This window comes from Pseudomonas putida, assembly GCF_002741075.1.
In the GTDB taxonomy this organism is placed as follows: domain Bacteria; phylum Pseudomonadota; class Gammaproteobacteria; order Pseudomonadales; family Pseudomonadaceae; genus Aquipseudomonas; species Aquipseudomonas putida_T.
Map to the genome: position 1 here is coordinate 4,497,773 of NZ_CP016634.1, position 24,686 is coordinate 4,522,458.

Consider the following 24,686-nt stretch of genomic DNA (forward strand, 5'->3'; position numbering starts at 1 on the left):
CCGGGCCGGTCGCCGTTGTTATTTTTGTTTTTCCAGCTGGTGGTACTTGCCGTTGGCATCCCACTGGTAGACCACGTAGTCGGAGACAGTCAGGTCACCCTTGCTGTCCCACTTCTTTTCGCCCATGACGGTCTGGACCGGGTTGGCCTTGAGCCACTTGGCGGCGTCTTCACCCTTGTTCGACTTGGCGCCGTTGAACGCGGCAGCCAGGGCCTGGAGCGAGGCGTAGGCATACAGGGTGTAGCCTTCAGGCTCGGTACCGGCCTTGCGGAACTCCTCCACCACCGCCTTGCTGTCCGGCAGCAGGCGCGGGTCGGCACCGAAGGTCATGTACACGCCGTTGACGTACTGGGCACCGCCAGCGGTGGCTACCAGTTCGTCGGTAACGATGCCGTCGTCGGACATGAACTTCACATCCTTCAGACCTTGTTCACGCAGTTGGCGTACCAGCGGGCCGGCTTCTGGGTGCAGGCCACCGAAGTAGACCACGTCGGCACCGGTGGAGCGGATCTTGGTGACCACCGCGCTGAAGTCCTTCTCGCCACGGGTCAGGCCTTCGTACAGCACAGGCTTCACGCCGCGCTTTTCAAGCTGCGCCTTGGTCGCATCGGCCAGGCCTTGGCCGTAGGTGTCCTTGTCGTGCAGGACCGCGACTTTCTTGCCCTTGAGCACGTCGACGATGTAGTCGCCAGCCACGATGCCCTGCTGGTCGTCACGACCGCACATACGGAACATGGCCGACAGCCCGCGCTCGGTAACCTGCGGGTTGGTGGAACCTGGAGTGATGGCGATCACGCCGGCTTCGTCATAGACCTCGGAGGCCGGGATGGTGTTGGAGGAGCAGAAGTGACCGACCACGCCGATGACCTTGTCCTGGTCGACCAGGCGGTTGGCCACGGCCACGGCTTGCTTCGGTTCGCAGGCATCATCGCCCTTGACCAGGATGATCTTCTCGCCGTTGACCCCACCTGCGGCGTTGATCTTGTCGGCTGCCGCCTGGGCACCTTTCATGTACTGCTCGCCAAACGCTGCGTTGGCACCGGTCATCGGGCCTGCGACGCCGATCTTCACATCGGCCTGAACAAACGAGGAAACACCCAGTGCCGAAGCTACGGCGAGAGCCAGGAAACCTTTCTTGTAAAACGTCTGCGACATGAGGTGGTGCTCCTTAGAGTTTTTTTGGTTGGCACTACAACTTTCAGCACTCAAGGTCAGAGCAAGCGCCGTGCCAGCCGTTTTGTATTCGTCGCAAAACGCATTGGAGAGCGGACTAAAGGCGACCGACGGCCTTTTCTTTATTGAGCGTGCAACCGTCTAACCTAGACAAGTCGCAACCCTTACAGCCATCAAGGGCAACCGCGCAGTGCCATCATTGCAACCCCGGCAAGTGTTTACGTGCAACCGCCCTGTAACAGGGCAACGTCACCGAACTGCACACTACAAGTGCACAACTGCTACAGGCGGCACCGTTACAAGGCGGCGCGGTGTGTAGGAAAGTGCCCGGCCACGGACGACAAAAGCGCCAAATCACGGGATAGCCCAACGCCTGCAGGACTCCGGCAGGCAGTACCAGGCGGGACGTTACCGAAGCCTATGTGCTCACTACGCTGCAAACGCTGGCACAATGACGCGGATTCCACGCGCCTGCTTTGTGACGCGAGCGCCGCCACCTGGAGCCCCTCAATGAGCGAGAGCGCATTTGCCGAGCGCATCGTGCACAACCTGCTCGACACCGATTTCTACAAGCTGACCATGATGCAGGCCGTCCTGCACAACTACCCGGATGCCGACGTGGAATGGGAGTTCCGCTGCCGCAACGGCGAGGACTTGCGCCCTTACCTCGACGAAATCCGCAAAGCGATCGAACACCTGAGCGACCTCTCCCTGGACGACGGTCAGCTCGCCTTTCTCGAGCGCATCAGCTTTCTCAAGCCAGACTTTCTGCGCTTTCTCGGCCTGTTCCGCTTCAACCTGCGCTACCTGCACATCGGCATCGAGCACGACCAGTTATTCCTGCGTCTGCGCGGCCCGTGGCTGCATGTGATCCTGTTCGAAGTGCCCCTACTGGCCATCATCAGCGAGGTGCGCAACCGCCATCTGCATCCGCGCATGCGCCTGAGCGAGGCGCGTGACCAGCTGTACCGCAAGTTCGACTGGCTACGCGCCCACGCCAGCGACGAAGAGCTGGCTGAACTGCAGGTAGCCGATTTCGGCACCCGTCGGCGTTTTTCCGGTCGTGTGCAGGAAGAAGTGGTGCGGGTATTGCGCGATGACTTTCCGGCGCGCTTCGTCGGTACCAGCAACGTAGACCTGGCCTGGAAGCTGGATGTCAGACCCTTGGGCACCATGGCCCATGAGTGGATCATGGCCCACCAGCAACTGGGCCCGCGACTGATCGACAGCCAGATCGCCGCGCTGGACTGCTGGGTCCGCGAATACCGTGGGCTGCTGGGGATCGCCTTGACCGACTGCATCACCATGGATGCATTCCTGACCGACTTCGACCTGTACTTCGCCAAGCTCTTCGACGGCCTGCGCCATGACTCCGGCGACCCGGTAGCCTGGGCGGAGAAGGCCATCGCCCACTACCGCAAACTGGGCATCGACCCGATGACCAAGACACTGGTGTTCTCCGACGGCCTGAACCTGACCCGTGCGCTGGAAATCTTCCGCGCCCTGCGCGGTCGCATCAATGTCAGCTTCGGGATCGGCACCAACCTCACCTGCGACATCCCTGGGGTGGCGCCGATGAGCATCGTGCTTAAAATGACCGACTGCAACGGCTCCCCGGTGGCCAAGATCTCCGACGAGGCCGCCAAGACCCAATGCCGTGACGAGAATTTCGTCCATTACCTGCGCCACGTATTCAAAGTCCCCAGCAAGGAGTAACCCATGCAAGCCGTTCAGCGAGAGATTGCGCAGCAGCTCAAGGTGCAGCCCCCGTTCGCCGACGCCGCCGCGCTTCAGGCCGAAGTCGCCCGGCGCGTGGCCTTCATCAAGGGATGCCTGGCCAATGCCCGGCTCAAGACCCTCGTCCTAGGCATCAGCGGCGGGGTCGACTCACTGACCGCCGCCCTGCTCGCCCAGCGCGCGGTCAATGAGCTGCGTACCGAAACGGGTGACGACAGCTATCGTTTCATCGCCGTGCGACTGCCCTACCAGGTGCAGCACGACGAGCACGATGCCCAGGCGTGTTTGGATGTGATCGAGGCCGATGAAGTGCACACCGTGGACATCGCCCCGGCCGTACGCGCACTGGCGACCGAGACCAAGGCCCTGGAAGGTGGCTCGCCGACCCTGGTGGATTTCGTCGTGGGTAACGTCAAGGCGCGCATGCGCATGGTGGCCCAGTACGCCATTGCTGGCGCCCGAGGGGGGCTGGTGATCGGTACCGATCATGCTGCCGAGGCGGTGATTTCTACCCCCCTACACTGAACTGCACAATCCGATAGCCCTTAGCTTCACCCCCTCCAGAATCTGAGCCATGAGCCATACTTCCCACCGACCTTCCTGAGTCGATGTGCAGGGCCTCAGAATATGAAAGTGATTGCGGTGCGAGACAGAGATCTTGACCTAAGCAATTCCATCCTTGCCAATGGCAAATACCGAGAACAGTTCCTAGCTCAGCCAGAAGGCAGTGAACCATCCGTGAAGGTAACTGGGTGCGGGCTGATTGATGACGATGAACAGCTCCTCCCTCTGGTGTCCTCCTATCTGTGCCGGAACTACCGGAACGTCTCAAAGGCAGACAAAACCGTTCTGTCCTATGCCAGGCGTATTTCGTACCTACTTCAAGACCAGAAGACCAAACCCGAGTACGAGAACTCCCGCCGAGACGATCTCCTGCTGAGTATCGGGTTAGGTAGCCTAGAGGTGTACTTGGGTCGCCTGGATGGTGCGGGCCTTGCTCCCAAAACGGTGCAAGGCCGAGATGCCGCCTACAACCATTTCTTCAGCCACCATCTGTGCATCAGCCTGAATGGTAAGCCTCCGCTCCGGACTGACAATCCTTATGAGCACGGGCCGATTCGAACAGGTAAGGCGAATATCAAAGCAATCGTTCAGCCATGCAGCATGCTTGAGCTTGAACAGATGATCCTGCATACAAAATCAGAACGTGAGAGGTGCATGCTGCAGCTGATTTACGACTCGGGCATTCGAGAGTCTGAGGTTCCCCGCATAACGCTTCAGCACATTCGCGATGCGCTTGAGTACCAGAAGCTCCAGTACGTTTCCGCTGAGTGCAACATACCGGTGAATGCGGACTACAGCCCCTTGCATGTCCAAGGCAGCAAGGGCAAAAAAAATCAAATAGTCCCAAGGATAACGCTCGTCAGCAGGACGACACTGGAACGCATCGAGAACTACCACAAGACGCCGCTGTACCACCGCTATAGCCAGCGCATCAGAGACCCGAAAGAGACGCCTGCTTTCTTCAACTCACATGGGAAGCCTTACACCACTAAGAGCGTTGAAAAGCTGTTTGAGCGCCTCTCCAAGCGGGCGCGAAAGTCACGCAAGATCACGCGAAAGATCTCAGCACACAAGTTCCGACATGGTTCTGCGTACCTTCTGCTCACAAGCCCTGATCTTGGAGAGGATTATTTCCAGCGCCTGGGAATGCTTTCGATAGGGCATGGCCACTCGTATACCACCACGACTGAGGGGTATGCGCAGATCCCTCATGACATCTACCAAAAGCTCTGCACGCCAGATTCCCTCATCAAAACCAAGTGCGGAGAGATGCACGTTCTACGCGAGAGGACGACCATTCGCATCAAGACCGGAGATAAAAAATGATCCGCCTCGTAAACCCCTCCGGCCCTGCCTCAGATAAAAAAAATTTCGCGAATTGCTTTTGACACATTCCGCCATCTCAGCCACGAAAAATGCCTGATAGGACAAGCGCTTAGCGTTAAGGGTATGCCAGCAGCATACTCTTAACTCATTGATTCATAAGGTTTTTATACATTTCTACGGCTTGACCAACGCACCGTCATGGTATTCATTCTGGTTACCACTCGGGAGGAATCACCACGTCCTTCTGCGTTCACCTGGATCGGGAGCAAGCCTAGAATGAGCACCACTCATCAGCCGCCTGAGGATCAGGCAGACGGTCAATCTCGCAGCGAATCTGAGGCTTCCGACCAAGCCAGGCGTCCCAAGCGGAAAGAGTCCGAAGTCACCGAGGCAATTGAGGCGTGGGCCACGCAGATCAAGAGCAGTCGCCAATCCCTCCTGAACGTGCAGCTCTCGCAGAGAGGAAAGCTGAGCCCAGCCTACACGTATCTCAAGGATGAACTGGAGACAAGCGGCAACACCTTCAACGCGAGGGAAGACATCCTCGACTCGATCATCCAGCGGATGATCGAGGAGCAGATCGTGATCCCCGACCAGCCCTCAATCGCGAATGAGTGGCGCCGGAAGCTTCTCTGCTGGTACGAAGGCCTGACAGAGGCAGAGAAGCAAAACGTCCCAGTATTCGGCAATACCATCTCGTCGAAGGCCAGCTTGTTCCAGGTCGACGGGATGAAAAACCTGAAGTGGGCCCGCTCCAAATTCGTCATCGTTGAGCAGACCTTCCAAGACATCCTCACTGACCTCACGCGGCTTGGCGTCATCAAGGCAGACTACAAAAACTGTAAGGAACGAGAGGTCGAAGCCGAGCTTAAAAAACAGCAGGCCGCGCCAAAGGACTCCCTGACTAAGGCGCTCGCTGAGCTCAGGCTCATCGGACTCTCAAAGTACGAAGACCTGGTGGAGGATCCCAATAGGCCCTTCAGCAAGCTCCTGCACATGTTTGCTGCGGCGTCGCTGAAGTCGAAATCCGCATCCGGCCAGCAGAATTATAGTGATGGTTTCCGACTGGTGACCCTGCATCTGAGTGAGGTTGGCTTCACGGGAAATGAGGATCCTCGGGAGTACGTTACAGCACACTACCTGACGCGTTTCAGGAAGTACCTCACCGATCAAATGGAGGCCAACATACTTACGTCACTCTACTCACAGGGTGTCTTGTCGGCAGTCCGTTCGATGCTCAAGCGAGCAGTGAAGATTCGCGGAATGGGCCTCACATCATTTATTGATGTGGAAGGATTCAACACCGCTCGAGAGACGGATGAATATCGCCCATACCCGAAGTACGCACGAACGGCGATCCAGCAAGCTTGTGACATGGAGCGGCTACAGACTAACGAGCTAGCAAAGGACTATGTACCCTTCCATGGTGGCAGTGATCCGTTGGGTGAGGACGGATACCTTGTGAGAGGTATGGCCACCTTAGAGAACGCTCGCTGGATATTTGAGAACAAGCTCAACGGCAGGATGATTAGCCGGTGGTCGGCTGATCCTGATGACAAATATGAGCAAGCCTTTGTGCGGTTGCTGAAGATCGGCGGGCTAGGAATCGCTGAGACGTATGCCAGCTGGGGTGTTATTTACCATGTTACCTCGAGGATGCTGGCGCCATACATCACACGCCTTGCGCAGGTGACGGGGTTGAACGCGGACTCTCTCAAAAGCTTGGACATCGATGATTTCGTCGAGCGCCACGAGGTGACCCATCGCCCATACCTGCGTTACTGGAAAGTGCGCTCAGGTGGGGGGAAGGTTCTTCATCTCGACATGATGCACGCGGATTGGACATGGTACTCACGGGCACAAAGCATTGAGATCAAGAAGATCTTCGACGAGGTCATCTACCTGACCCACCACATTCGCGAGCGCGCTGAAGGGCCAATCAAAGAGAGGCTGTTCATCTACGAGTCGCAGAAGCAATCCGAATTCCGGAAGGTGAAGTCGTTCGAGGACTCAACTGTCATCAACAATGTGATGAACCAGTTAGCCATGGATCACGACCTCAAAACTGAGGACGGGCAGCCGCTGAATATCTCGGCTTCTCGACTGCGCCCGAGCCTCGTGGCCGACCTCGTAGCGCTAGGCCTATCGGTCAGGGAAATCCAGGTAATACTTGGGCACAAGTCGATACAAGCCACCCAGAGCTATCTCGACAAGCTCGAATTCAACAAAACAGCTCGTGAGGTCAACACCAAAGCGCTCACCCAAATTCACAAAGGCACGATTATTCGCGATAGCCAGCAGGTCAAGCCAACTCCCCCTGCGGCAACCTCATCGCCGATCATCATTCGGACGGGCCTCGTCAGTTGCAAGGATGCGCTTAACCCTCCTGATGAAATTAAAAGGCTGCCGAGCTACAAAAAAGGCAGTAAGTGCTCGCTGCTCAACAAGTGCCTGTCCTGTAGCAACTCCATCATCACTGTGTCGAATCTGCCCGACCTTTTTGCCATGCAGTGGGACTACACCTCGATTATGTCCACAAGCAACGTGGCAGAAACACCCTATGGCGCTGTCATCCGCGAGAACCTTGAGGTACTGGAAAGTATCCTCACGCCGTCTGACCACGGCTTCACAGCGGAGCAACTGGATGAGGCTCGTCGTCTGGCAGAGCACATCATCCCTAGCCCTCTGATTGAGACGGTCTCCCTGTGATCCTCGGGTTCGATAGCCTCATTTACAAAATCAAAGCCGTGCGCGAGCGGTTCTTGGGCTACTTGGGCAACGAGCTCATCGCAGTCACCTCCCACTCCAACGATGGGGTGAACGCACTTGAGCTGCTCGCAGCACTGATGAACCTCCCAGCCAGCAAATTGAGCCTCGTAAAGGATATGCTCTGGGATTTCAACGGTGAGCCTCACGCACTTGCGAGGGACATCCAGGGCGCCAAATCGCGCATCGATTTCGGGGTCTATGAGAGCCTTAACAGCACTATCCTGTTCGAGCTGAAGATGGCCATGCTGTGCGTGCTGGAGATTCCAGGGGCTCTTCACTTCAGTCGAAAATCTAAGAGCCGCAAACCTCACTCAGTCTTGGACATGTTCAAATCCGTGATTCCGTTTATCGATCAAATGTGTGCTCGTAAGCGAGCGGAACATGGGGATCACTTCTTCGAAAGATCGCACTTCAGCTTGGCCGACTTCACCGAACAAGACTATCGGGCGGGGGCTGAACACTTTGACCGAGCCTTCAGGGGGCCAACCCTTCAAGGTTTCCAGGTATTACGATCTCACTTCCTGGTCGAAAACCTATTTTCTAAGCCTTTGGCCTATGTGGATCTGGAGGCCTTGAAGTGGAAGTACAACAGCTTTACCAACAAAAAAAACCGCACCAGAAAAAAATGGTTCAGTAATCATATTTTCGAAAAGTGCTCCCGTGAGGGCTCGTTCGCCGTTGTCGATTTCCTCAGAGCGCTGAAGGAAGACATCTGCGATCAGTACACGCTGAGCCGGCTCGATTTGGCTGAATATCAGAAGGCCAGGAGCGCCAATATCACGCGGAGAAATTACGACATCTACGTTGCATACCGGATGACCTCAAGGGGCTACACGGGCCTCCAGATCAAGCCCTTCCTCTACAAGCTGGAGCCTGAATACTGGTCACCCCAAAACCCTGGGATGCTGAAGGACAAGGAAGCGCTGTGTAAATTGACACGAGCTCCAATGGACAACGAGCTGTATGAGTACCTCACCCACATCAACAACAGCGCCTGCTACATCATTGGTCAGTACACTGGAATGAGGCCATCAGAGCTAGCCGGTTGTCTGGTTGATAGCTGCCTGACAGTTGATGAATTCGGGCACGACCTCATCATCAGCGGTGTCATCAAACATCAGGAAGTCCTCAGGAAGCTTTTCGATGACAAGTGGGTTGCGATCCCAATCGTCAAGGATGCAGTCCAAGTGCTGCGGATCCTGAACCGGTTCAAGCAGAACCCCTACCTGTTCGCCAACATGAACACCGTGAAGCCAGGCATGCAACATGAGGCCAACTCGTTGAGCGGGTCTGGGTTAACCCATCAACTCTGTACTTTCTTGGCCAACACCGTGACCTTCGACGAACTCGAAGAGCTGGATGTATCGCCCTACACACTGAGGCACTCACTCTCCAACCAGATGTTCAGGGCTGCTGTAGGACTGCCGTTCATTTCCTACCAGCTTAAGCACTTTGGTCACCATGCCAGTACCATCGGCCAAGATAGGCGTCACAACCGGGTCGGCACCGTTACGATTGACTACGGCGGCATCGGTGAAGCCCTAAGTTCAGGTGGTGGCTCAGATGCCCCCGGTCGAAGGGATGCCGAGAAGGAGTTCATCATGAATTCCTTAGACCCCGACGGGGGTTATGCCGGCGACAATGCACCCGCGCACCGTGCTCGGCTCAAGAAATACTTCAGGGGCTATCTCGAGGCAGGCTATTCGAACGACGAAATTTTTGAGCGGATGGTTGAGCTTAATTTCGCGGTCATCAACGTCGGTCAAGGATATTGCTACGGCAATGCGACGGATCTGGATGATCCGTCCATTCCCTGCATCGGCTCACTGCGGTGCAACCCCAACCGGTGCCAGAACGCGGTGGTGACAGAGGCCAATGCACCCAAGTGGCAAGAGATCTATGTTCAAAACACCCTGGCGCTCAGGCGCTACGAAACGGATCCGGCTGCGGCCTTTGCAGAACTGAGAGATCTGGATGACGTTGCCTTGTCCATCGAGCAAATGAAGCTCGTGATAGCCGAGGCCAAAGGCGTGCTCACGCAACTCGGCATTGAGGTATCTGTGTGAGTACAGCCGCCTATGACGCCAAGAATGAGGAGAACTTCGAGGCTGTTACGTTGGCGCTTGATGCTGCACTGAAGAAAATGGAAAAAGACTCTTCAATCTCGGCCAACGCAACCCAGTTGGCCAAGCTGGCTGGAGTACATCGGAACACCATCTACCATCGCGTCTGGCCGCTTGAGCGTCTGCAAGAAATCAAGGCCGAGCGTGCTCAGCAAAAAAACGACGAGGCAGCCGCGAAAGCTCAGACGCGCACACCTGAGGAGTTGCTGGAGCTCAGCAGGGTTGAGATCGTCTATTGGTTCACCCAGGTTCAAGACGCTCGAGCTGCCAACACCGAATTGCTCAACAACCTCAGGGAGACGGAGAAGGCTCGCGATATGTACATGGACGATCATCAGGAAGCCCTGAGGGTCATCAATCAAATGCGAGTCAACATCCGCAAGCTGGAGCACACAATCGTGGTTCTCCAGGATGAGATTCAGCAGCTGCAAGGCCGAATGGGTGGATAGGAGATGTGCCAGATGAATTCAGAATTTGAGAAAGCTCGTGCTGACGAACTGGAGGCGGTCGAGGAAGCGATTGACGCGATGAGTGATGCTCCCGACCTGGATTCACTCTGGGAACAGCAGCGTGTAATCCGAGATCGTCTTCTTAACGCTTTGTCGACGCTTATTGATGATGAGGAGCATGACGACTGGATGGATAGGTCGAATGCAGCCACTCGCCGGCGCGAGCGCGAATTGTGATAGCAAAATCTATGTACCGTTGCTCGAGGCGGGCTGCCGTAAGCTTCGTCAGACGCCTGTGGAACCACGCCATTGGAGATAATCGCTCTGAGCTTGAGAAAGCCAGAGAGCGGGCGTTCATCGACGCGGTGAACTCATTGAAGACGCTGAGAACGACACCTGGAGGTGGCATGGCCATCGATCCCGAAGAGATTCGTGATCAGGTGATAGCGTCACGAGAACAAATGAAGCAATTCGTCCACAATCCGCCAAAATGCCCCAAGAGGAGCACCCCCATGAGCAAGCTGACCCAGTACAGCAATGTCAGAGTGATTTTCGAGATCGATGGCTGCCAGGCGGACGCCGAGTTGAGCCACGGAGAGACTATGGCACTTGCCCAATTCTTTAAGCGGGCCCACTGGAGCGAGTTTCGTGGGTGCGCAATAGATGATCACGAAGCCTATTCAATCCGAGCTGCTGTCGGAAAGCTGCAGGATGCCCTGGCCCGTAGTGGTTATAACCCACGCTGATCGAGCGCTTGTTCGGCCAACTGACTTTTTTTTGCCGGGCAGGTGGGGAAATTTACGACGGGCGTGAAGCGCAATGGTTGGGGCCTCTGCATCACGCTGACATGCTCTAGGTCTAGCCCTTCCTAGATACGATGACAGGCACTACCTTATGTCATCATTCTGCAGCGACGGTGGCTCCAGTGGACTTGCTTACGCCTCTCTACCATACCGACAAGCTCCATCCTCATTTCAAAACGATCACCGACGGGCGTAAAGGCCGGCACTATCAGAGAGAGGAGCTTCTGCGTTGGCTTGAGGGGTTCCCCGACAGGGATAATAAGTTTGTGAAGGAGTTTCAGACGACCTTCAACTCAAGCTTCTGGGAGATCTACCTTCACGCGACTTTTCGCGACTATGGCTTCTCATTTGACTGGACTCACCCTGCACCCGACTTTCTGCTCACAGCGGGTGAAGTGACGTTCACCGTCGAGGCTACCACGGCCAACCATGCCGCTGACGCAACGCCCGAATGGGGGTTGGGAATGACGCCCGAGTTTTACAAGGACGTCGATTTCAACGAACTCAATCGGGTTGCCATCATTCGCTTGGCTAATGCCTTTATGAGCAAGTCGCGAAAATTCGATGACAAATATGCCCACCATGACCATGTCAAAGACCGACCCTTTGTCCTCGCCCTTGCCCCGTTTGAGCAACCCGGTTTTCAACTGCAAGCTTTTCGACCAATCGAAGCCTTGCTGTTCGACTACTACGTGGATGAGTCCGAATACATAGCCAATCCTGGGCGCTTCCCCAATGGTCTTGAAGGGAAAACCTTGGGGAGCGTGCAAAAAGACAATGGCGCAGAGATCGAGCTGGGTTTCTTCGACTGTCCGCGCTTCAGCCACATCAGCGCAGTGGTGTTCAGCCACCTGGGCACTTGGGGGAAAGTAGATGCGATGTCCGGTTGCCCGACTGCGATCATTCGTTCGATCTGGTCATCACCGAGCGGCTTGGAGCACGTTGTTTCTAAGGGCGATGAATGCTCGGAAAAGATCACCGATGGGCTGAGGATCTATCACAATCCGTATGCGTCGATTCCTCTCCCGTTGGAGGTATTCCGCAAAGAGGGGGTGGCTCAAATTTGGGCTGATCCTGTTGAACGATCACTGTTCAGTGAGGAAGCGGAAAACTGCTTGCAGTCCCGAACGGCCATGATGTTCTTTACGGGCAAAGACAAGGATTTCGTGGAGACGCCCTCTCCGTAGCCGCATCAGCCGCCGCGTCGTGATTTCTCCCTAAGATGCCGTGTAATGAATAGTGCTCCAACAAGAGCGCTCGGTTATTACTAACCTGCGTGCCACGCCCAACCGTGCTACTCGGCAACCCGCTTCTTGAAGACCTCGGCCAGAGAGAGGCCGGCCTCCTTCAGCTCTCGTATCGCCCTGAGCCTCTCAGCCGCAGCTGCCTGGCTCCCGCTCCCAAAGCCGCCACACAGTGCCCTTCGAGTACCCCAGAGCACGGGACACCTCAGCCTGGGTGAGGCCGTCTTTTTTCAGCGCTTGAACTGCCTTCCACTTCTCTCTGGCAGCCGTGACTCGTGGATGCTCAATCTCGCGAGGCCGTCGTTCCATGATCTCGTTGGCTCTGCCCAAGGCCTCCGCTTCCACAATTGCGTCGATCAGCACCTGGTGTGTTGTCTGCTGATTCTCAGCAGCAATCACCATGGCGAACAGGGTGGCTGGGCTGATGTTCAACGAAATGGCCAGATCCCTCACGGTATCAATGGTGGCCGTGAAGCGAGCAGCTTCCAGCTCGCTGATCGTTTGTTGACGAACCAGGCCGGAGATCTCCTGCTGAGACAGGCCTTGCTGCGTTCGCAGCGACTGAAGCACGGCGGCGAGAGAATGGCGTAGCGGCATTTCTGCCTCCGCAAAATGAGACGGTATGCCTCGTTTGCCTCGACTCGCTCAAACAGATATATTGGTTCGAGTGAGTCGAATGGCGATCTGCCGCTACGATCCCGTTCGCACATCACCTCGTCGTTTTGGATACCGAGGTACTTGGTGACTGATAGCTCTGTTGAGCACGAGTTGCTCCAGGAAGGAAAAATCTCTTCCGCTGGCACATCCCTGTCTCGACCTGAGATTGAGGCACTGCTCGCCGAACGCTTCCCCCGTAGACCGTACTGCCTTGTTGAGGACTGGCTTCTTTTCCACGTCGATGAGCCGCCTGAGTCGCTCGCGAGGGTTCGATCTGCAGGCCTGCAGCCGATGTTCCTGTACTCCCATTGCGTCACCTACGACAGCCAGGGGCGGTTCCCGCCTGGCGGATGGGTGCGGTCGACGCTGTGCAAGACCTATGACGGCGTATGCATGTTTGAGACACGGAACACGGTGTATGTGTTGATCGGCCAAGGTCGCGAGCAAACTGCCTCGCTCAAGACAATATTCGGATTATTTTGACCCGCAAGCTCCGCCTGGCGGACTTGCCCAGATGAGATTCACGATGTTCCGCATTAGCACGCAAGACCAGGCTGGCCCCGTGGGTATGTTTGGGGATGGCCTCGCTCACTTTCATGCAGTCACCCGATCCCTGGCGACGCACTGGTATCACGTCAGCCTCAAGCGCCAGCACGAGGATCGGTTCGTCGACTATGAAGAGATGCTCAACGATGAGCCGCGACTCATGGAGTTGCTGTTGGCTCAGAACGAGTGCCTGGTGGTACAGGATGTTCAAGTCATGACTCCCGGCTGGATGAACAAGGGCACTGGTTGGAAGATGGAGAAGCTCAAGTCGTTGTCGATGGGCTACGACCGTGCAGAAGTGCCCATCTGTGTGCTTGAGGTCGAGAGCGGCGCCGTATACGTCGATACGCACGAGCCTAGGCTTGATGTCGAGTCCCTGACCGGCGTGAAGGAGCTGTACCGACGTCGTGCCACAAAGCCGAATGCCGGGGCTGAACCTCGGAGTTCTCACTCGTGACAGATATCAACACTGTCGCGGTCGACTTCCATGTGAAGCGCTTTAGCGACTTCGATCTGCTACGGATTGCTCGAGCGGTGAACCAGGACTATGAGTCCCTGGTAACTGCCTATCTTGTAAACGTCCAGATTCACGCGTGCAGCGCCGTGGGCATTGTATTTGGCCACCTACTTGAGCACCCGACTGGTAGGTTCGCAGACGGCCACCTGATCCGCACATCTGACATTCAGTCTGTGGCCAAAGAAGGGAGGTTCTGGGTTATCACGACCCTTAACTCCAGGTACGTGGTGGCTACGTTTAGGAAAGATGGGGGGCGGCGAAGCCTTCAAGAGTTTCGGCGTTTGGCAGGTGATCGCTATATGCCAACACCCAACCGTCTCCAGTGATTTATAAAATCGAGCTTGGTCACGCTGAGCTGTACCCACCCGCTAGACTGGTCGAGCGGCTCAGCAAAATGCACCGCTAAGTCCTGGGCGTGCCCCTCTGGGGCCGGCTGTCGTAAACCGAGCCCGGCTTTGCCGGTCTCGGCCCCGTTGGGGGCGTCCATCCTCACGCCTCTCGGCCATCCCTGGCCGGCGCGCTCTGCTTGCCATTTTGATCGCAAATCACACCATGGCCGGGGCCTCTACTCCTTCTGGAAAGCCTTGAGCACTATGAGTCAGTCCCCGGAAGCCCTTCCCGAGATCGATATTGGGGAGTTTCGTCAGCGCTACCCTCAGATGTTCTCTGATCTTGGCGTCGATGAGATTTGCTGTGGCCCAGGTGGGAAGAACATCCTCCTCGCGCTTTGCGACACATTGCAGGTTCACTTGGTTCGGCACCCAGAGGTGATGCCCGTTACCGTCTCGCAGATCAAATCCAAATTAGGCGAGCTGCACTTTTCTACGATGGCGGGGACGCGTACTGCCGAGGCGCCGTTGATGTGGCCATCGAGCTATCGCTGAAGACCTGCTCGTTCTGTAGCTCCCCAGGAAAACGGGTGGGCACAGCGTGGGTCAGCACGCTTTGCTCGGCACATAGCATTATTGCTTCGCTCGTTTCTGAGTAGCGGTCGGTGTGGTCAGAATGTACTCTTGCACGACCGACCATTTAGGAAGCTAACAATGTCTCGTCTCGCAGAATTCCGTCGCCTTGAGCAGCAGCTTGCCCAGCAACTCGCTGAGTTGGAAGCCATGAAAAGTGACGGCGCTATCCAGGCTGAAATGGAGTTTGAAGACAAACTCCGTGCATTGCTTGGTGAGTACGGCTACAGCCTCCGCGAGGTAGTCAACATTCTTGACCCACAAGCAGGCACTCGCCGTCAGGCCCCCCAGGCCCAAGAGAAGTCGACTCGCAAGCCGCGTGAAGTGAAGGTCTACAAAAACCCGCACAACGGTGAAGTCGTGCAGACTAAAGGCGGCAACCACGCCGTTCTGAAGGCATGGAAAGCTGAGCATGGCGCTGAGACCGTGGAATCGTGGCTGCAGTAAGCACAGCGCCTTGACGTGATGACGGCCCTCTAGTTAGCCTCATCTGGTACGTATCCGGCACCGATACCTCTCTGAGGAAAAGACCTCTTCACGACACTCTAAACCCCGTCATGGACAGCCGGCAACCCCGAGCAAGACTTTGAAAAACCGCCAACCCTGGCGTTTTTTTCTACTCGTGATCCGGGTTGCCAGAGGGCGTAACTGGTCTGCTCATTGGTAGGTAGAGCTTGGCCACCAGATCTACTGTTTGTAGTAGGTGTTTTTGCGGAGAATTTTATCTCCGGAAAACTCCCAGACGTCGCACCCCAGAACGTCCAGTTTCCCACCATCTGGCAAGGTCGCGACCACTCGAAATTCAGTCACCGCTTGATTTGCAGCGATCCAGCTCATGCCTTCCATCCACTGGATATCAGGGCTGGCGGTGAACCTTGCCTTGAGGGCCTCCCTAATGGCGTCTCTGCCCTTCGTGAGAGTGCCTCGGCCATTGCCACCGCTCGCGCTTATCAGCTCACCTTCTGTGTGAAAAAAGCTAACGACTTTCTCGGCGTCATGCTCGTTGAAGGCGGCAACGATGTCGTCTAAAAGTTCTGTTGTCAGTGTGGTCATTCCGATACCTGGATTCATTAAAGGTGATGCCCGCCAGATTTAGCTGGCGGGCTTGTTTCAGATAGGTGGGGTACTGTGCTCTTCAGGCTGATAGACCTTTTCAGTCTTTGGGTAGCCACCTTTACCAGACGGAATCACTACGAGTCGAGTAACGAGCAGGAATACTACGCTCGCTACCACCGCCGCCAAAATGGAAGCAGGTATCAACGGGTATGGAGCGTTGGAAGCAAAGGTCAGTGGGTTTAGAACGTAAATATAAGATGCAACACCAGCAACCATAGCCAAGACTGCTGCCGGGTTCACGCCTTTCCAATAACGATAGATTGGCTCGCTTTCGTCAAACAGACCCCGCACATTGATTTTCCCTCTCCTCAAGAGATAGTAATCAGTAATCTGAATGCCACAAAGCGGAGCGAAGCCAACTCCAATAAAGCCGAGGAACGCAGAGAAGTTATTGAAGAACAGGTTCGGTATTGCCAGACCAATAATCGCGATAGGCGTGATGATTATAACCAGGAGTACCTTCCACGAAATCTCTTCGAATACTTTGTAGTGGCGCAAGCCCAGAGCGGAGCAGTAGATACCGGCTACTGCTGTGCCCAGGTTTGCTGCAGTGACGAAGGCCAACGAGATAATGGCGTAGGTCGGCCCGCCTACCGTTCGAAGCCATTCTGATGGGTCTGAAACTTTCAGAACCAGAACACCTGCCACCCCAATCAAACTCAACGCTGCGACTGAACCACCCAGCCCTAGCATCGCCGGCACAGCGGCTTTTTTGCCGTTAGGAACCATTCGGGACATCGCCCCTATGTATGGCCACCAAGACAGCGATGCTGCGATGCCTAGTTCCAGGCCCGTCACGAAATTCCATACAGGGTCAGCCGAGGCCTGCGCTGGCTTTGCCATCGCCAAATCGTCCCAGCGCTCGTTCACGATGATGTACAGCATCCAGAGGCCAACGAAAACATGGGCTACCAAAATTTTCGCAACTCGATCTACACCGCCAGAACCTCTGAGTAGCAGTAGCATTACCAAGACGCAAGCGAAGAGCGTAGCGCACGGCTCAACGATACCACTGTGTGCGGGGGTAGTGAGGCCAACGGCGACTAAGAATTGGGCTGTGGATTTTCCGAAGAAAATTAGCAGCAGACAGTTCCAGCCAAGGATGGATAGGAATTGTAAGCTTGCGGGGATAACCCACCCCTTGGTGCCAAAAGCAGGCTTGCTCGAGGCAATGGAGTCAACACCGAAACGGCAGCAAATGGGCAATGCTGCCAATACGGTGATCAGCATCCCGAACATACATCCTGCAGTAAGGGCCGCAAATCCTTGACGGAAATTAAGGTAATAACCTACGTACTCACCAATGATGTAACACCAGGTAGCAGCTCCTGCCGTTGTAAGGGCGATGAGGAGTTGCCAGCTTCCCCAAACACGTTCTGCTGGAAGCAGAGGCCAGGCCGAGGTGTCGGCAACGGCTTCGGCCACATTGTGCTTAGTCATGCCCACCCCCATACAGCCACGGCGACTGGGATAATAACCCCCAGAATAATGAGCCAGAACCATGTTGCGGTGTCAAAATCAGCTCCTTGATTTTGTTCTTCTTCGAGCAGAGCTATTCTTTGTTCAAGTTCGAGCGGTAAAGCACGCATTTTATTATCTCCTGCAACCTTTTCTTGTGAGGGCCGGTCTTTGACAACCGGCTGAATTGGCAGTTAACAGGTAAGGTTAAGAGCCGCACGTCCTTGTGTGAGTACGTATTCCACTTTTATATTTCTAAGTTCATCAACTGGTACAGCAAATGGGTCTCTGTCCAGTGCAATGATATCGGCGAGCTTCCCAGGAGTGATGCTGCCTCGAATGTCTTCTTCTCCCATTGTGGCTGCTGCATCCAGGGTATGCATGCGCAGTGCCTGCTCCAAGGTGATCGCCTGCTCGGGATCGATGAAGCTGCCAGAGTAGGTTTGACGCTTTACGCAGCACCAGACACTGAAGAGGGGGTTCGTCGCTTCACGTTCAGAACCGATCCAGACGTCCGAACTGCCGGAAAGCTTCCAACCTTGGGCAAGGAGGTCTTTGAATGGGAAACGACCGATGCGTCCTGTGTCTCCGAGGTAATCGGGGAAGTATTCACCGAAGGTATAGATGAACACCGGCTGAGGGACAGGGATGATGCCCGCTGCAGCCCACGCTTCCATGGTCTTTTGGCGGGGCATGAAATTGCCAGCGTGCTCGATACGCATGCGGGTACGGCCACTACTGGCCCCGCCCATCGACTCAACGAGTTCACAGAGCCACTCCTGGGCACGGTCACCGTTAGCGTGGACTGCAAGTTGAAGCCCGCTTTTCTGAGACTGTTCGTAAGCTCGGCGGAAAAAGTATTTGGGGAATGCGATCTCTCCGCACTGGCCATTCAGGCCCAGATAAGGGCAACTCACCGCAGCGCTTTTCGCGGAGAACCCCCCATCGGCAAACAGCTTTATCCCCTGCATGCGGATCATATGCTCAGAGGCATTGAGCTGGATTTTTTCCTGCCAGTTGCATGCCTCATCCAGCTCCATAGTGCCTGGCGCCCAAATGTAGACCCTCATAGCGACCGGCAGAGTACCTTCACATGCCATCTCGTCCATGCACTGGATGCCTTCGACGGTCTCCGAGATTTCGCCAATCGTGGTCACACCGAATCGCGTAAAATACTCGAAAAGGCCCGCTTTCAAGGCGCTTTTCAGGGTTGAACGGTCGCAACCTGGGAGAGGAAGCAACGTGTCCATCTCCTTGACCACTCCGGTTGGGTCGCCGTTTTCATCGCGTTCAACGATAGGAAGCCCCGTGACACTGAACTCTGGTGGTACGTAATCGCGATCTATACCCGCGACTTCAAGGGCTTTGCTGTTCAGCACGGTGATGTGTCCGCCGGCGCGGATGGCTATCGGATGTTCAAGGCTTACCGAATCGAGCTCTTCTCTGGTGGGGAGTCGTCCCTCCCGCAGCTTGCGGTCAAAGAACAGGTTTCCTTGGCCGACAATCCATTCCCCAGGGGCTTTCTCGTCTCGGGCTTTGGCGAGCAAGGCGGACACATCTTCAATTGAAGAGCACTCCGGTGCTCGACAATCGATGGTGTTGAACGTTGTGCGGCATACCACTTCAGCATGGGCGTGGACGTCCACGAATCCTGGCATCAGGGTTCGATCACCAAGGTCGGTGATGACGGTGGAGGGGGTGCGGAACTGCTCAACCTGATCGCGTCGGATCAGCCTCACAATTCGGTCGCCTCGAATGACGATACCTTGAGCATGCTGGTCAGCATCCTGGCTCATGGTAATCACCTTGCCGCCGAGGAGAATTCTCTCGGATGGCGCATCTCTTTCGATCATCGTTGCTTCTCCAGCGCGGAGCCTCAGGATGCTGGAGGACGGATTGGCCGTCGCACCAGACTCGCTAGCTACGGAAAACGTGATTTCCGACCTGAGGGATTCCGCTTTTGTTTTTTTTCTTAGCGAATTGATACATAATCAGCAAAGAAATTGGTTGTCAACGCCTTTTTCCACGGGTCGCTCAACGGCTGTTTGAGCGGAGTAGATGTCAGGATCTGCCGTCGGAGTCATCGCTATGAAAATCCCAGTCACTGTGCTAACCGGGTACTTGGGGGCCGGAAAGACAACGCTTCTCAGGCGGATGCTTACCGCACCTGGCGGTAGGCGCTATGCAGTCATCGTCAACGAATTTGCAGAGCTTGGGATCGACTCAGAGCTGATTGAGAACAGAGATGAGCAGGTCATTCAGCTCAGCAATGGATGCCTGTGCTGTTCTGTTCGCGGCGATCTTTTGCACAGTCTAGAAATCCTGCTCGAGAAGGGTGGGTTCGATGCCCTCGTCATCGAGACAACAGGATTGGCCAACCCAGCACCAATAGCTCAAACCTTCATGCTCGATGATGATTTGAACGACGACCTGGTATTGGATTCAGTGGTGTGTGTTGTCGATGGAGCACACATCGAAAGCTACTGGAAGCGGCACCCCGAGATCGTCCAGCAACTGGCGTTTGCGGATACGGTCTTGCTGAACAAAGTCGAGACGCTTACCGGAAGCCAGGCTGACGCCGTCGAAGGTCTCTTGCGCAGATTGAGCCCCCAAGCCGAACACTTCCGAACACGCCATTGTGATCTGGACGTCTCCATACTCACCGGGCGTGGGTCTTTTACCCTGGAGACTCTTCGATTGGAAAATGGGGGGCAGTCAAAGCCCATTCTTCTCCACCGTCATGATGACGAAGTTGTGAGCGTTTCTCTGACGACTGAGAAGGAAGTTGTACCAGACCGATTCATGGGGTTCATCCAGACCCTGCAGCGCGAGTACGGTGAAGACCTTCTTCGATACAAAGGGATTTTGGCTTTTACCAATGAGCCGCGCCGCTTCGTATTTCAAGGTGTTCAGGCGATGGCTGACGGTGATGTCCAGCGGCTTTGGGCTGACGGCGAGCCACGTGTTAGCAAGCTCGTCTTCATTGGCCGCAATCTTGAATCTGAAGCGCTACGCAGCTCATTTGAAGCCTGCCTTCGTTAACTCCGTACTCCACTCTTAGGCGACCAATAACAATATGCCTTTCAACACAATCGAAGAAATCATCGATGACTTTCGTCAGGGCAAGCTTGTCCTTCTGGTGGATGACGAAGACCGGGAAAACGAAGGTGATCTGCTGATCGCTGCTGAAAAATGTACTCCGGACATCATCAATTTCATGGCACGAGAAGCGCGAGGTCTCATCTGCCTTACTCTGACTGATGATCATTGTGTCCGCTTGGGCCTGGAGCAGATGGTGCCCAGTAATCGGGGCGCCTTCACGACCGCTTTTACAGTCTCGATTGAGGCCGCCCACGGTGTCACGACGGGTATCTCGGCAGCAGATCGAGCTCACACCGTTTTGACTGCTGTGCATCCTGACTCTACCGCTGATGATCTAGTCCAGCCTGGCCATATTTTTCCTTTACGAGCCCGTGAGGGAGGTGTGCTTACAAGGGCTGGCCATACCGAGGCGGGGTGTGACCTTGCGCGCTTGGCCGGACTGACGCCTGCCTCCGTAATTGTGGAAGTGATGAACGATGATGGGAGCATGGCGCGCCGAGGTGATCTTGAAGCATTCGCCGAGAGGCATGGCATCAAAATCGGAACTATCGCTGACCTGATCCATCACCGCCTGACGACAGAGCGCACGGTTGTGCGTATCGGCGAGCGGGAATTACCAACGGTACATGGCATCTTTCGCTTGGTGACCTATGAGGACGTCATAGAGGGTGGTGTTCACATGGCCATGGTCATGGGGCGATTACATGGCGATGAACCCACTTTGGTAAGAGTGCATGCCATAGATCCTCTATGCGACCTGGTTGGAGCCGAATGCACCATCCCCAGTAGCTGGACGCTATGGGGGGCTTTGGAGAAAGTCGCTTCGGTAGGGCATGGTGTAGTGGTGATACTCGCCACACATGAAACGTCTCAAGCTTTGCTTGAGCGTGTGCCTCAATTAACCACGCCTAGTCGTAAATGCCAGCGGGCTCATTCCCGCACTTATGCTGAGCTAGGCACGGGGGCTCAGATTTTGCAGGATCTGGGGGTAAAGAAAATTCGGAACATGGGCTCTCCCGCTAAGTTCATCGGTTTGGCAGGGTATGACCTGGAAGTTGTCGAGATCTTACCGGCTGAAGGTGTAGTTTAACGCTTGCCCAAACTGGGAGGGGGTGGATAATACGACGATTCGCCTCCTTGACCGCATCGACATGAATACAGCTGATCTGAAAGAAGCGCCCGCTGTAACTCGCCTCCATCCGAATGGCCATGGCCCGCTTTCAGAGCAGCCCTTGTCAGCTACCGACCGGGAGATTATTGCCCACCTCCAAGAGGATGGTCGTCGACCTTTTGTGGCCATAGCACGCGAGCTAGATATTTCTGAGCGCACCGTGCGTAACAGAGTGCACCAGCTCCTTGAGCAGAATGTTATCCAGATCGTTGCTCTGACAGACCCTGCTTCCCTGGGCTATCAAGCAGGGGCTTTGGTGGGCATTACCCTTGATCTCAGCTCCCCAGTTTCCGACGTTGCGGAATCTCTGATAGGCCTCGCTGATGTCGATTATGTCGTCACCACGACTGGTCGTTTCTCGCTCTTCGTGGAGATCATTTGCTCTGACATGGCCCGCATGCAGTACGTCCTCAATCATGAGGTCGCTGTACTGAAGGGGGTCAAAGGGATCGAGGTTTTTCCTTACTACAGCGTGTTCTACCAGAGAGCGCAGTTCTTCGGTCGCGCTCCTGCGGCTCAGTCGCAGGGAGTTTTGAGCAAGGAAATGGACGATGTGGACAGGAAGATCGTCCATGAACTGAGCTTTGATGGTCGGGCGCCATTGAAAAACATCGCAAACGCTTTAGATATTTCCGAGTCCCAGGTGCGGGGGCGTTTGAATGCTTTGCTCGAATCTGGGCTGCTCAACATTATGGCCATCACTAGCCCAATGAACTTGGAAAATCGAGCTCTTGCTTGGGTAGCGGTGACTGTACGTCCAGGTGTTCGGGTAAAGGACGTAGCTGACCGTCTGCGCGGCTTTGAGAAGGTGTCTTACATCACCATATGCGCCGGTCGATTCGACCTGTTTGTCGAGGTGGTATGCGAATCTAGGATCGCGCTTTTCGACCTGATCGATGACAAGCTTCGGATGGTTGAAGGGATCGAGCGCATTGAGAGTTTCCCATACATCGATCTGCTCTATAAGCGCTTGGGCCCTGGCCGCTCCTGAAAAAAAGCCGACCTGGTAGTCGGCTAAAGAGGATGAAGCGGTGCCCAACGAAGCTGAGCTGTAACCGTCTGGCCAACTCACCCCTCAGCACACAGACCAGCTCGGACAAGAACGGGTGGAAAACAAAGCCTTGCCCGCAGGTATACCCATTGAATAAGCCTGTATCTGACGTAGGTCATGCAGAGCCTGCCAGCGGGTCGCAATCGACGATGGCTTCATTGTATACTTCGGCTCCGCATACCCCTTGAGCTACAGGAACATCAGCATGACTGTACTCCAAACGATCTACTGGCAGCCTACGCCGCCTTAGCGCTACGCCCCCTCGCAACAACCTGCTTCCGCTAGCCTCGCTCGCGGGTGCTCACTGCTGTACGCCTGGTTTTACACCTTAAGCACACAGCAAAAAATCCTCAAAATTTGAATTTGTATCGATTCGCTCGCCACTCCCTTGGCGTGCGCGATGCTTTGCCTTGGATATTTATATGCTGCAAAAACTTAGACAAACGTGGTTTTCCAACGTCCGTGCCGACGTGCTCGCGGGGCTGGTGGTCGCACTCGCGCTGATCCCGGAAGCCATCGCCTTTTCCATCATCGCCGGGGTAGATCCCAAAGTCGGTCTCTACGCCTCCTTCTGTATCTGTGCTGTCATCGCCTTTGTCGGCGGGCGCCCCGGAATGATCTCGGCGGCGACAGGCGCCATGGCACTGCTGATGGTTACGCTGGTAAAAGAGCATGGACTCCAGTACCTGCTGGCCGCGACGCTACTATGTGGCGTACTTCAAATCCTTGCCGGCTACCTGAAGCTCGGCTCGTTGATGCGCTTTGTTTCACGCTCGGTAGTCACCGGCTTCGTAAACGCATTAGCGATTCTGATTTTTATGGCGCAATTGCCTGAGCTGACCAATGTCACCTGGCATGTCTATGCCATGACCGCTGCGGGCCTGGGAATCATCTACCTGTTCCCGTATGTACCGAAAATCGGCAAGGTGATTCCCTCTCCATTGGTGTGCATTCTGACGCTGACTGCCATCGCCATTTACCTCGGTTTGGATATCCGCACCGTCGGTGACATGGGCCAACTGCCTGATACGCTCCCGATCTTCCTCTGGCCTGAAGTTCCGCTGAATTTTGAAACCCTGCGCATCATTTTCCCGTACTCGGCTGCGTTGGCAGTAGTGGGTCTACTCGAATCAATGATGACCGCGACCATCGTCGACGACCTTACCGACACCACCAGCAACAAAAACCGCGAGTGCAAAGGCCAGGGTGTGGCCAACATCGCTGCCGGCATGCTTGGCGGCATGGCAGGTTGCGCCATGATCGGCCAGTCGATCATCAACGTGAAATCTGGTGGCCGCACCCGTCTCTCGACATTGTGTGCCGGCGTTTTCCTGCTGCTGATGGTGGTATTTCTTGGCGAGTGGCTCTCCAAAATCCCTATGGCGGCACTCGTGGCTGTGATGATCATGGTGTCCATCGGCACCTTTAGCTGGGATTCCTTGCGTAATCTGAAAGAGCATCCGCTGTCGACCAACCTCGTCATGGTGGCGACCGTCGTGGTCGTCGTGGCCACTCACAATCTGGCTTACGGCGTACTGGTAGGTGTGCTGCTGGCCTCCCTGTTCTTCGCAAACAAGGTCGGGCACTACCTGGATATCAAGAGCACTCTTGAAGAGACGAAATCGCATCGGACTTACCGCGTCGTGGGCCAGGTGTTCTTTAGCTCTGCGGACAAGTTCACTGAGGTTTTTGACTTCAAGGAGGCGCTCAACAAGGTCACCATCGATCTCACACAGGCGCATTTCTGGGATATCACCGCCGTCGCAGCGCTGGATAAGGTCGTGATCAAGTTCCGACGCGAAGGCGCTGAGGTTGAAGTGCTCGGTCTCAATGAAGCCAGCGCGACAATCGTTGACCGCTTCGGCGTGCATGACAAACCCGGTGCCATCGACAAGCTCATGAGCCACTAAGGAGAACG

At 55.4% G+C, this 24,686-nt stretch carries 23 protein-coding genes and 1 pseudogene; 18 read left to right on the forward strand and 6 right to left on the reverse strand.

What is annotated here, in order from left to right; all coding sequences use genetic code 11:
- Positions 1-18 precede the first annotated feature (18 nt).
- Positions 19-1,155, reverse strand: coding sequence for a branched-chain amino acid ABC transporter substrate-binding protein (locus IEC33019_RS21000; protein WP_070090463.1), 1,137 nt, complete (start codon positions 1,153-1,155; stop codon positions 19-21).
- Between the two features lie 528 nt (positions 1,156-1,683).
- Here IEC33019_RS21000 and pncB point away from each other — a divergent pair.
- The 9 genes and pseudogenes from pncB (at position 1,684) to IEC33019_RS21045 (ending at position 12,131) form a co-directional block, all read left to right on the forward strand.
- Positions 1,684-2,889: a nicotinate phosphoribosyltransferase gene (pncB, locus tag IEC33019_RS21005; RefSeq protein ID WP_070090464.1), complete on the forward strand. Its 1,206-nt coding sequence runs from the start codon at positions 1,684-1,686 to the stop codon at positions 2,887-2,889.
- Between the two features lie 3 nt (positions 2,890-2,892).
- Positions 2,893-3,417, forward strand: a pseudogene (gene nadE / locus IEC33019_RS21010) (NAD(+) synthase); the annotation flags it as partial.
- 120 nt (positions 3,418-3,537) lie between these two features.
- Complete coding sequence (locus IEC33019_RS21015; RefSeq protein ID WP_054572213.1) at positions 3,538-4,800, forward strand: tyrosine-type recombinase/integrase; 1,263 nt, start codon at positions 3,538-3,540, stop codon at positions 4,798-4,800.
- Positions 4,801-5,076: 276 nt separating this feature from the next.
- Positions 5,077-7,509: a site-specific integrase gene (locus tag IEC33019_RS21020; protein WP_061202538.1), complete on the forward strand. Its 2,433-nt coding sequence runs from the start codon at positions 5,077-5,079 to the stop codon at positions 7,507-7,509.
- The gene (locus IEC33019_RS21025; RefSeq protein WP_087535083.1) at positions 7,506-9,635 is read left to right on the forward strand and encodes a hypothetical protein; all 2,130 of its coding nucleotides are present in this window, start codon (positions 7,506-7,508) and stop codon (positions 9,633-9,635) included. Before IEC33019_RS21020 ends, IEC33019_RS21025 begins: the two co-directional genes overlap by 4 nt.
- Positions 9,632-10,141 carry a hypothetical protein gene (locus IEC33019_RS21030; protein WP_054572116.1) on the forward strand — a complete coding sequence of 170 codons (510 nt, stop codon included), beginning with the start codon at positions 9,632-9,634 and terminating at the stop codon, positions 10,139-10,141. The genes IEC33019_RS21025 and IEC33019_RS21030 overlap by 4 nt, the downstream gene beginning before the upstream one ends.
- A 12-nt stretch (positions 10,142-10,153) precedes the next feature.
- Complete coding sequence (locus IEC33019_RS21035) at positions 10,154-10,378, forward strand: hypothetical protein (RefSeq protein ID WP_054572117.1); 225 nt, start codon at positions 10,154-10,156, stop codon at positions 10,376-10,378.
- Positions 10,379-10,548: 170 nt separating this feature from the next.
- Positions 10,549-10,887, forward strand: coding sequence for a DUF7706 family protein (locus tag IEC33019_RS27645; RefSeq protein ID WP_054572118.1), 339 nt, complete (start codon positions 10,549-10,551; stop codon positions 10,885-10,887).
- Between the two features lie 179 nt (positions 10,888-11,066).
- Entirely contained in the window at positions 11,067-12,131 is a 1,065-nt protein-coding gene (locus IEC33019_RS21045; protein ID WP_054572119.1) for a hypothetical protein, read from the forward strand.
- A 186-nt stretch (positions 12,132-12,317) separates the two neighbouring features.
- Here the strand turns inward: IEC33019_RS21045 and IEC33019_RS21050 are convergent, their stop codons facing one another.
- Positions 12,318-12,785, reverse strand: a complete 468-nt coding sequence (locus IEC33019_RS21050; protein ID WP_054572120.1) for a helix-turn-helix domain-containing protein — start codon at positions 12,783-12,785, stop codon at positions 12,318-12,320.
- Between the two features lie 144 nt (positions 12,786-12,929).
- On the opposite strand from IEC33019_RS21050, the gene IEC33019_RS27880 reads away from it, so the two are divergent.
- From IEC33019_RS27880 to IEC33019_RS21075, 5 genes are all read left to right on the forward strand, one after another.
- The gene (locus tag IEC33019_RS27880; protein WP_054572121.1) at positions 12,930-13,328 is read left to right on the forward strand and encodes a DUF6957 family protein; all 399 of its coding nucleotides are present in this window, start codon (positions 12,930-12,932) and stop codon (positions 13,326-13,328) included.
- Between the two features lie 43 nt (positions 13,329-13,371).
- On the forward strand, positions 13,372-13,848 hold the full coding sequence (locus IEC33019_RS21060) for a hypothetical protein (protein ID WP_054572122.1): 477 nt from the start codon (positions 13,372-13,374) through the stop codon (positions 13,846-13,848).
- A complete protein-coding gene (locus tag IEC33019_RS27885) occupies positions 13,845-14,234 on the forward strand; it encodes a hypothetical protein (protein ID WP_054572123.1) in 390 nt (129 codons plus the stop codon). Before IEC33019_RS21060 ends, IEC33019_RS27885 begins: the two co-directional genes overlap by 4 nt.
- 267 nt (positions 14,235-14,501) lie before the next feature.
- Positions 14,502-14,792, forward strand: coding sequence for a hypothetical protein (locus tag IEC33019_RS21070; protein WP_054572124.1), 291 nt, complete (start codon positions 14,502-14,504; stop codon positions 14,790-14,792).
- 159 nt (positions 14,793-14,951) lie between these two features.
- Positions 14,952-15,317 carry a histone-like nucleoid-structuring protein, MvaT/MvaU family gene (locus tag IEC33019_RS21075; RefSeq protein ID WP_054572125.1) on the forward strand — a complete coding sequence of 122 codons (366 nt, stop codon included), beginning with the start codon at positions 14,952-14,954 and terminating at the stop codon, positions 15,315-15,317.
- Between the two features lie 240 nt (positions 15,318-15,557).
- Here IEC33019_RS21075 and IEC33019_RS21080 read toward each other — a convergent pair whose 3' ends face one another.
- The 4 genes from IEC33019_RS21080 to IEC33019_RS21090 all read right to left on the reverse strand — a co-directional run bounded on the left by IEC33019_RS21080 (position 15,558) and on the right by IEC33019_RS21090 (position 19,297).
- Positions 15,558-15,923: a nuclear transport factor 2 family protein gene (locus IEC33019_RS21080; protein WP_054572126.1), complete on the reverse strand. Its 366-nt coding sequence runs from the start codon at positions 15,921-15,923 to the stop codon at positions 15,558-15,560.
- A 57-nt stretch (positions 15,924-15,980) separates the two neighbouring features.
- The gene (locus IEC33019_RS21085) at positions 15,981-17,426 is read right to left on the reverse strand and encodes a purine-cytosine permease family protein (RefSeq protein ID WP_081013923.1); all 1,446 of its coding nucleotides are present in this window, start codon (positions 17,424-17,426) and stop codon (positions 15,981-15,983) included.
- Positions 17,423-17,575, reverse strand: a complete 153-nt coding sequence (locus tag IEC33019_RS27420; protein WP_155738420.1) for a hypothetical protein — start codon at positions 17,573-17,575, stop codon at positions 17,423-17,425. The genes IEC33019_RS21085 and IEC33019_RS27420 overlap by 4 nt, the downstream gene beginning before the upstream one ends.
- Positions 17,576-17,638: 63 nt before the next feature.
- On the reverse strand, positions 17,639-19,297 hold the full coding sequence (locus IEC33019_RS21090; RefSeq protein WP_054572128.1) for an amidohydrolase: 1,659 nt from the start codon (positions 19,295-19,297) through the stop codon (positions 17,639-17,641).
- Between the two features lie 235 nt (positions 19,298-19,532).
- On the opposite strand from IEC33019_RS21090, the gene IEC33019_RS21095 reads away from it, so the two are divergent.
- From IEC33019_RS21095 to IEC33019_RS21115, 4 genes are all read left to right on the forward strand, one after another.
- Positions 19,533-20,486 carry a CobW family GTP-binding protein gene (locus tag IEC33019_RS21095; RefSeq protein WP_054572129.1) on the forward strand — a complete coding sequence of 318 codons (954 nt, stop codon included), beginning with the start codon at positions 19,533-19,535 and terminating at the stop codon, positions 20,484-20,486.
- 34 nt (positions 20,487-20,520) lie between these two features.
- Complete coding sequence (ribBA, locus tag IEC33019_RS21100; protein ID WP_054572130.1) at positions 20,521-21,636, forward strand: bifunctional 3,4-dihydroxy-2-butanone-4-phosphate synthase/GTP cyclohydrolase II; 1,116 nt, start codon at positions 20,521-20,523, stop codon at positions 21,634-21,636.
- A 22-nt stretch (positions 21,637-21,658) separates the two neighbouring features.
- Positions 21,659-22,708, forward strand: coding sequence for an Lrp/AsnC family transcriptional regulator (locus IEC33019_RS21105; RefSeq protein WP_054572131.1), 1,050 nt, complete (start codon positions 21,659-21,661; stop codon positions 22,706-22,708).
- A gap of 482 nt (positions 22,709-23,190) precedes the next feature.
- Positions 23,191-24,678 carry a SulP family inorganic anion transporter gene (locus IEC33019_RS21115; protein ID WP_009684101.1) on the forward strand — a complete coding sequence of 496 codons (1,488 nt, stop codon included), beginning with the start codon at positions 23,191-23,193 and terminating at the stop codon, positions 24,676-24,678.
- The last annotated feature ends 8 nt before the right edge of the window (positions 24,679-24,686 follow it).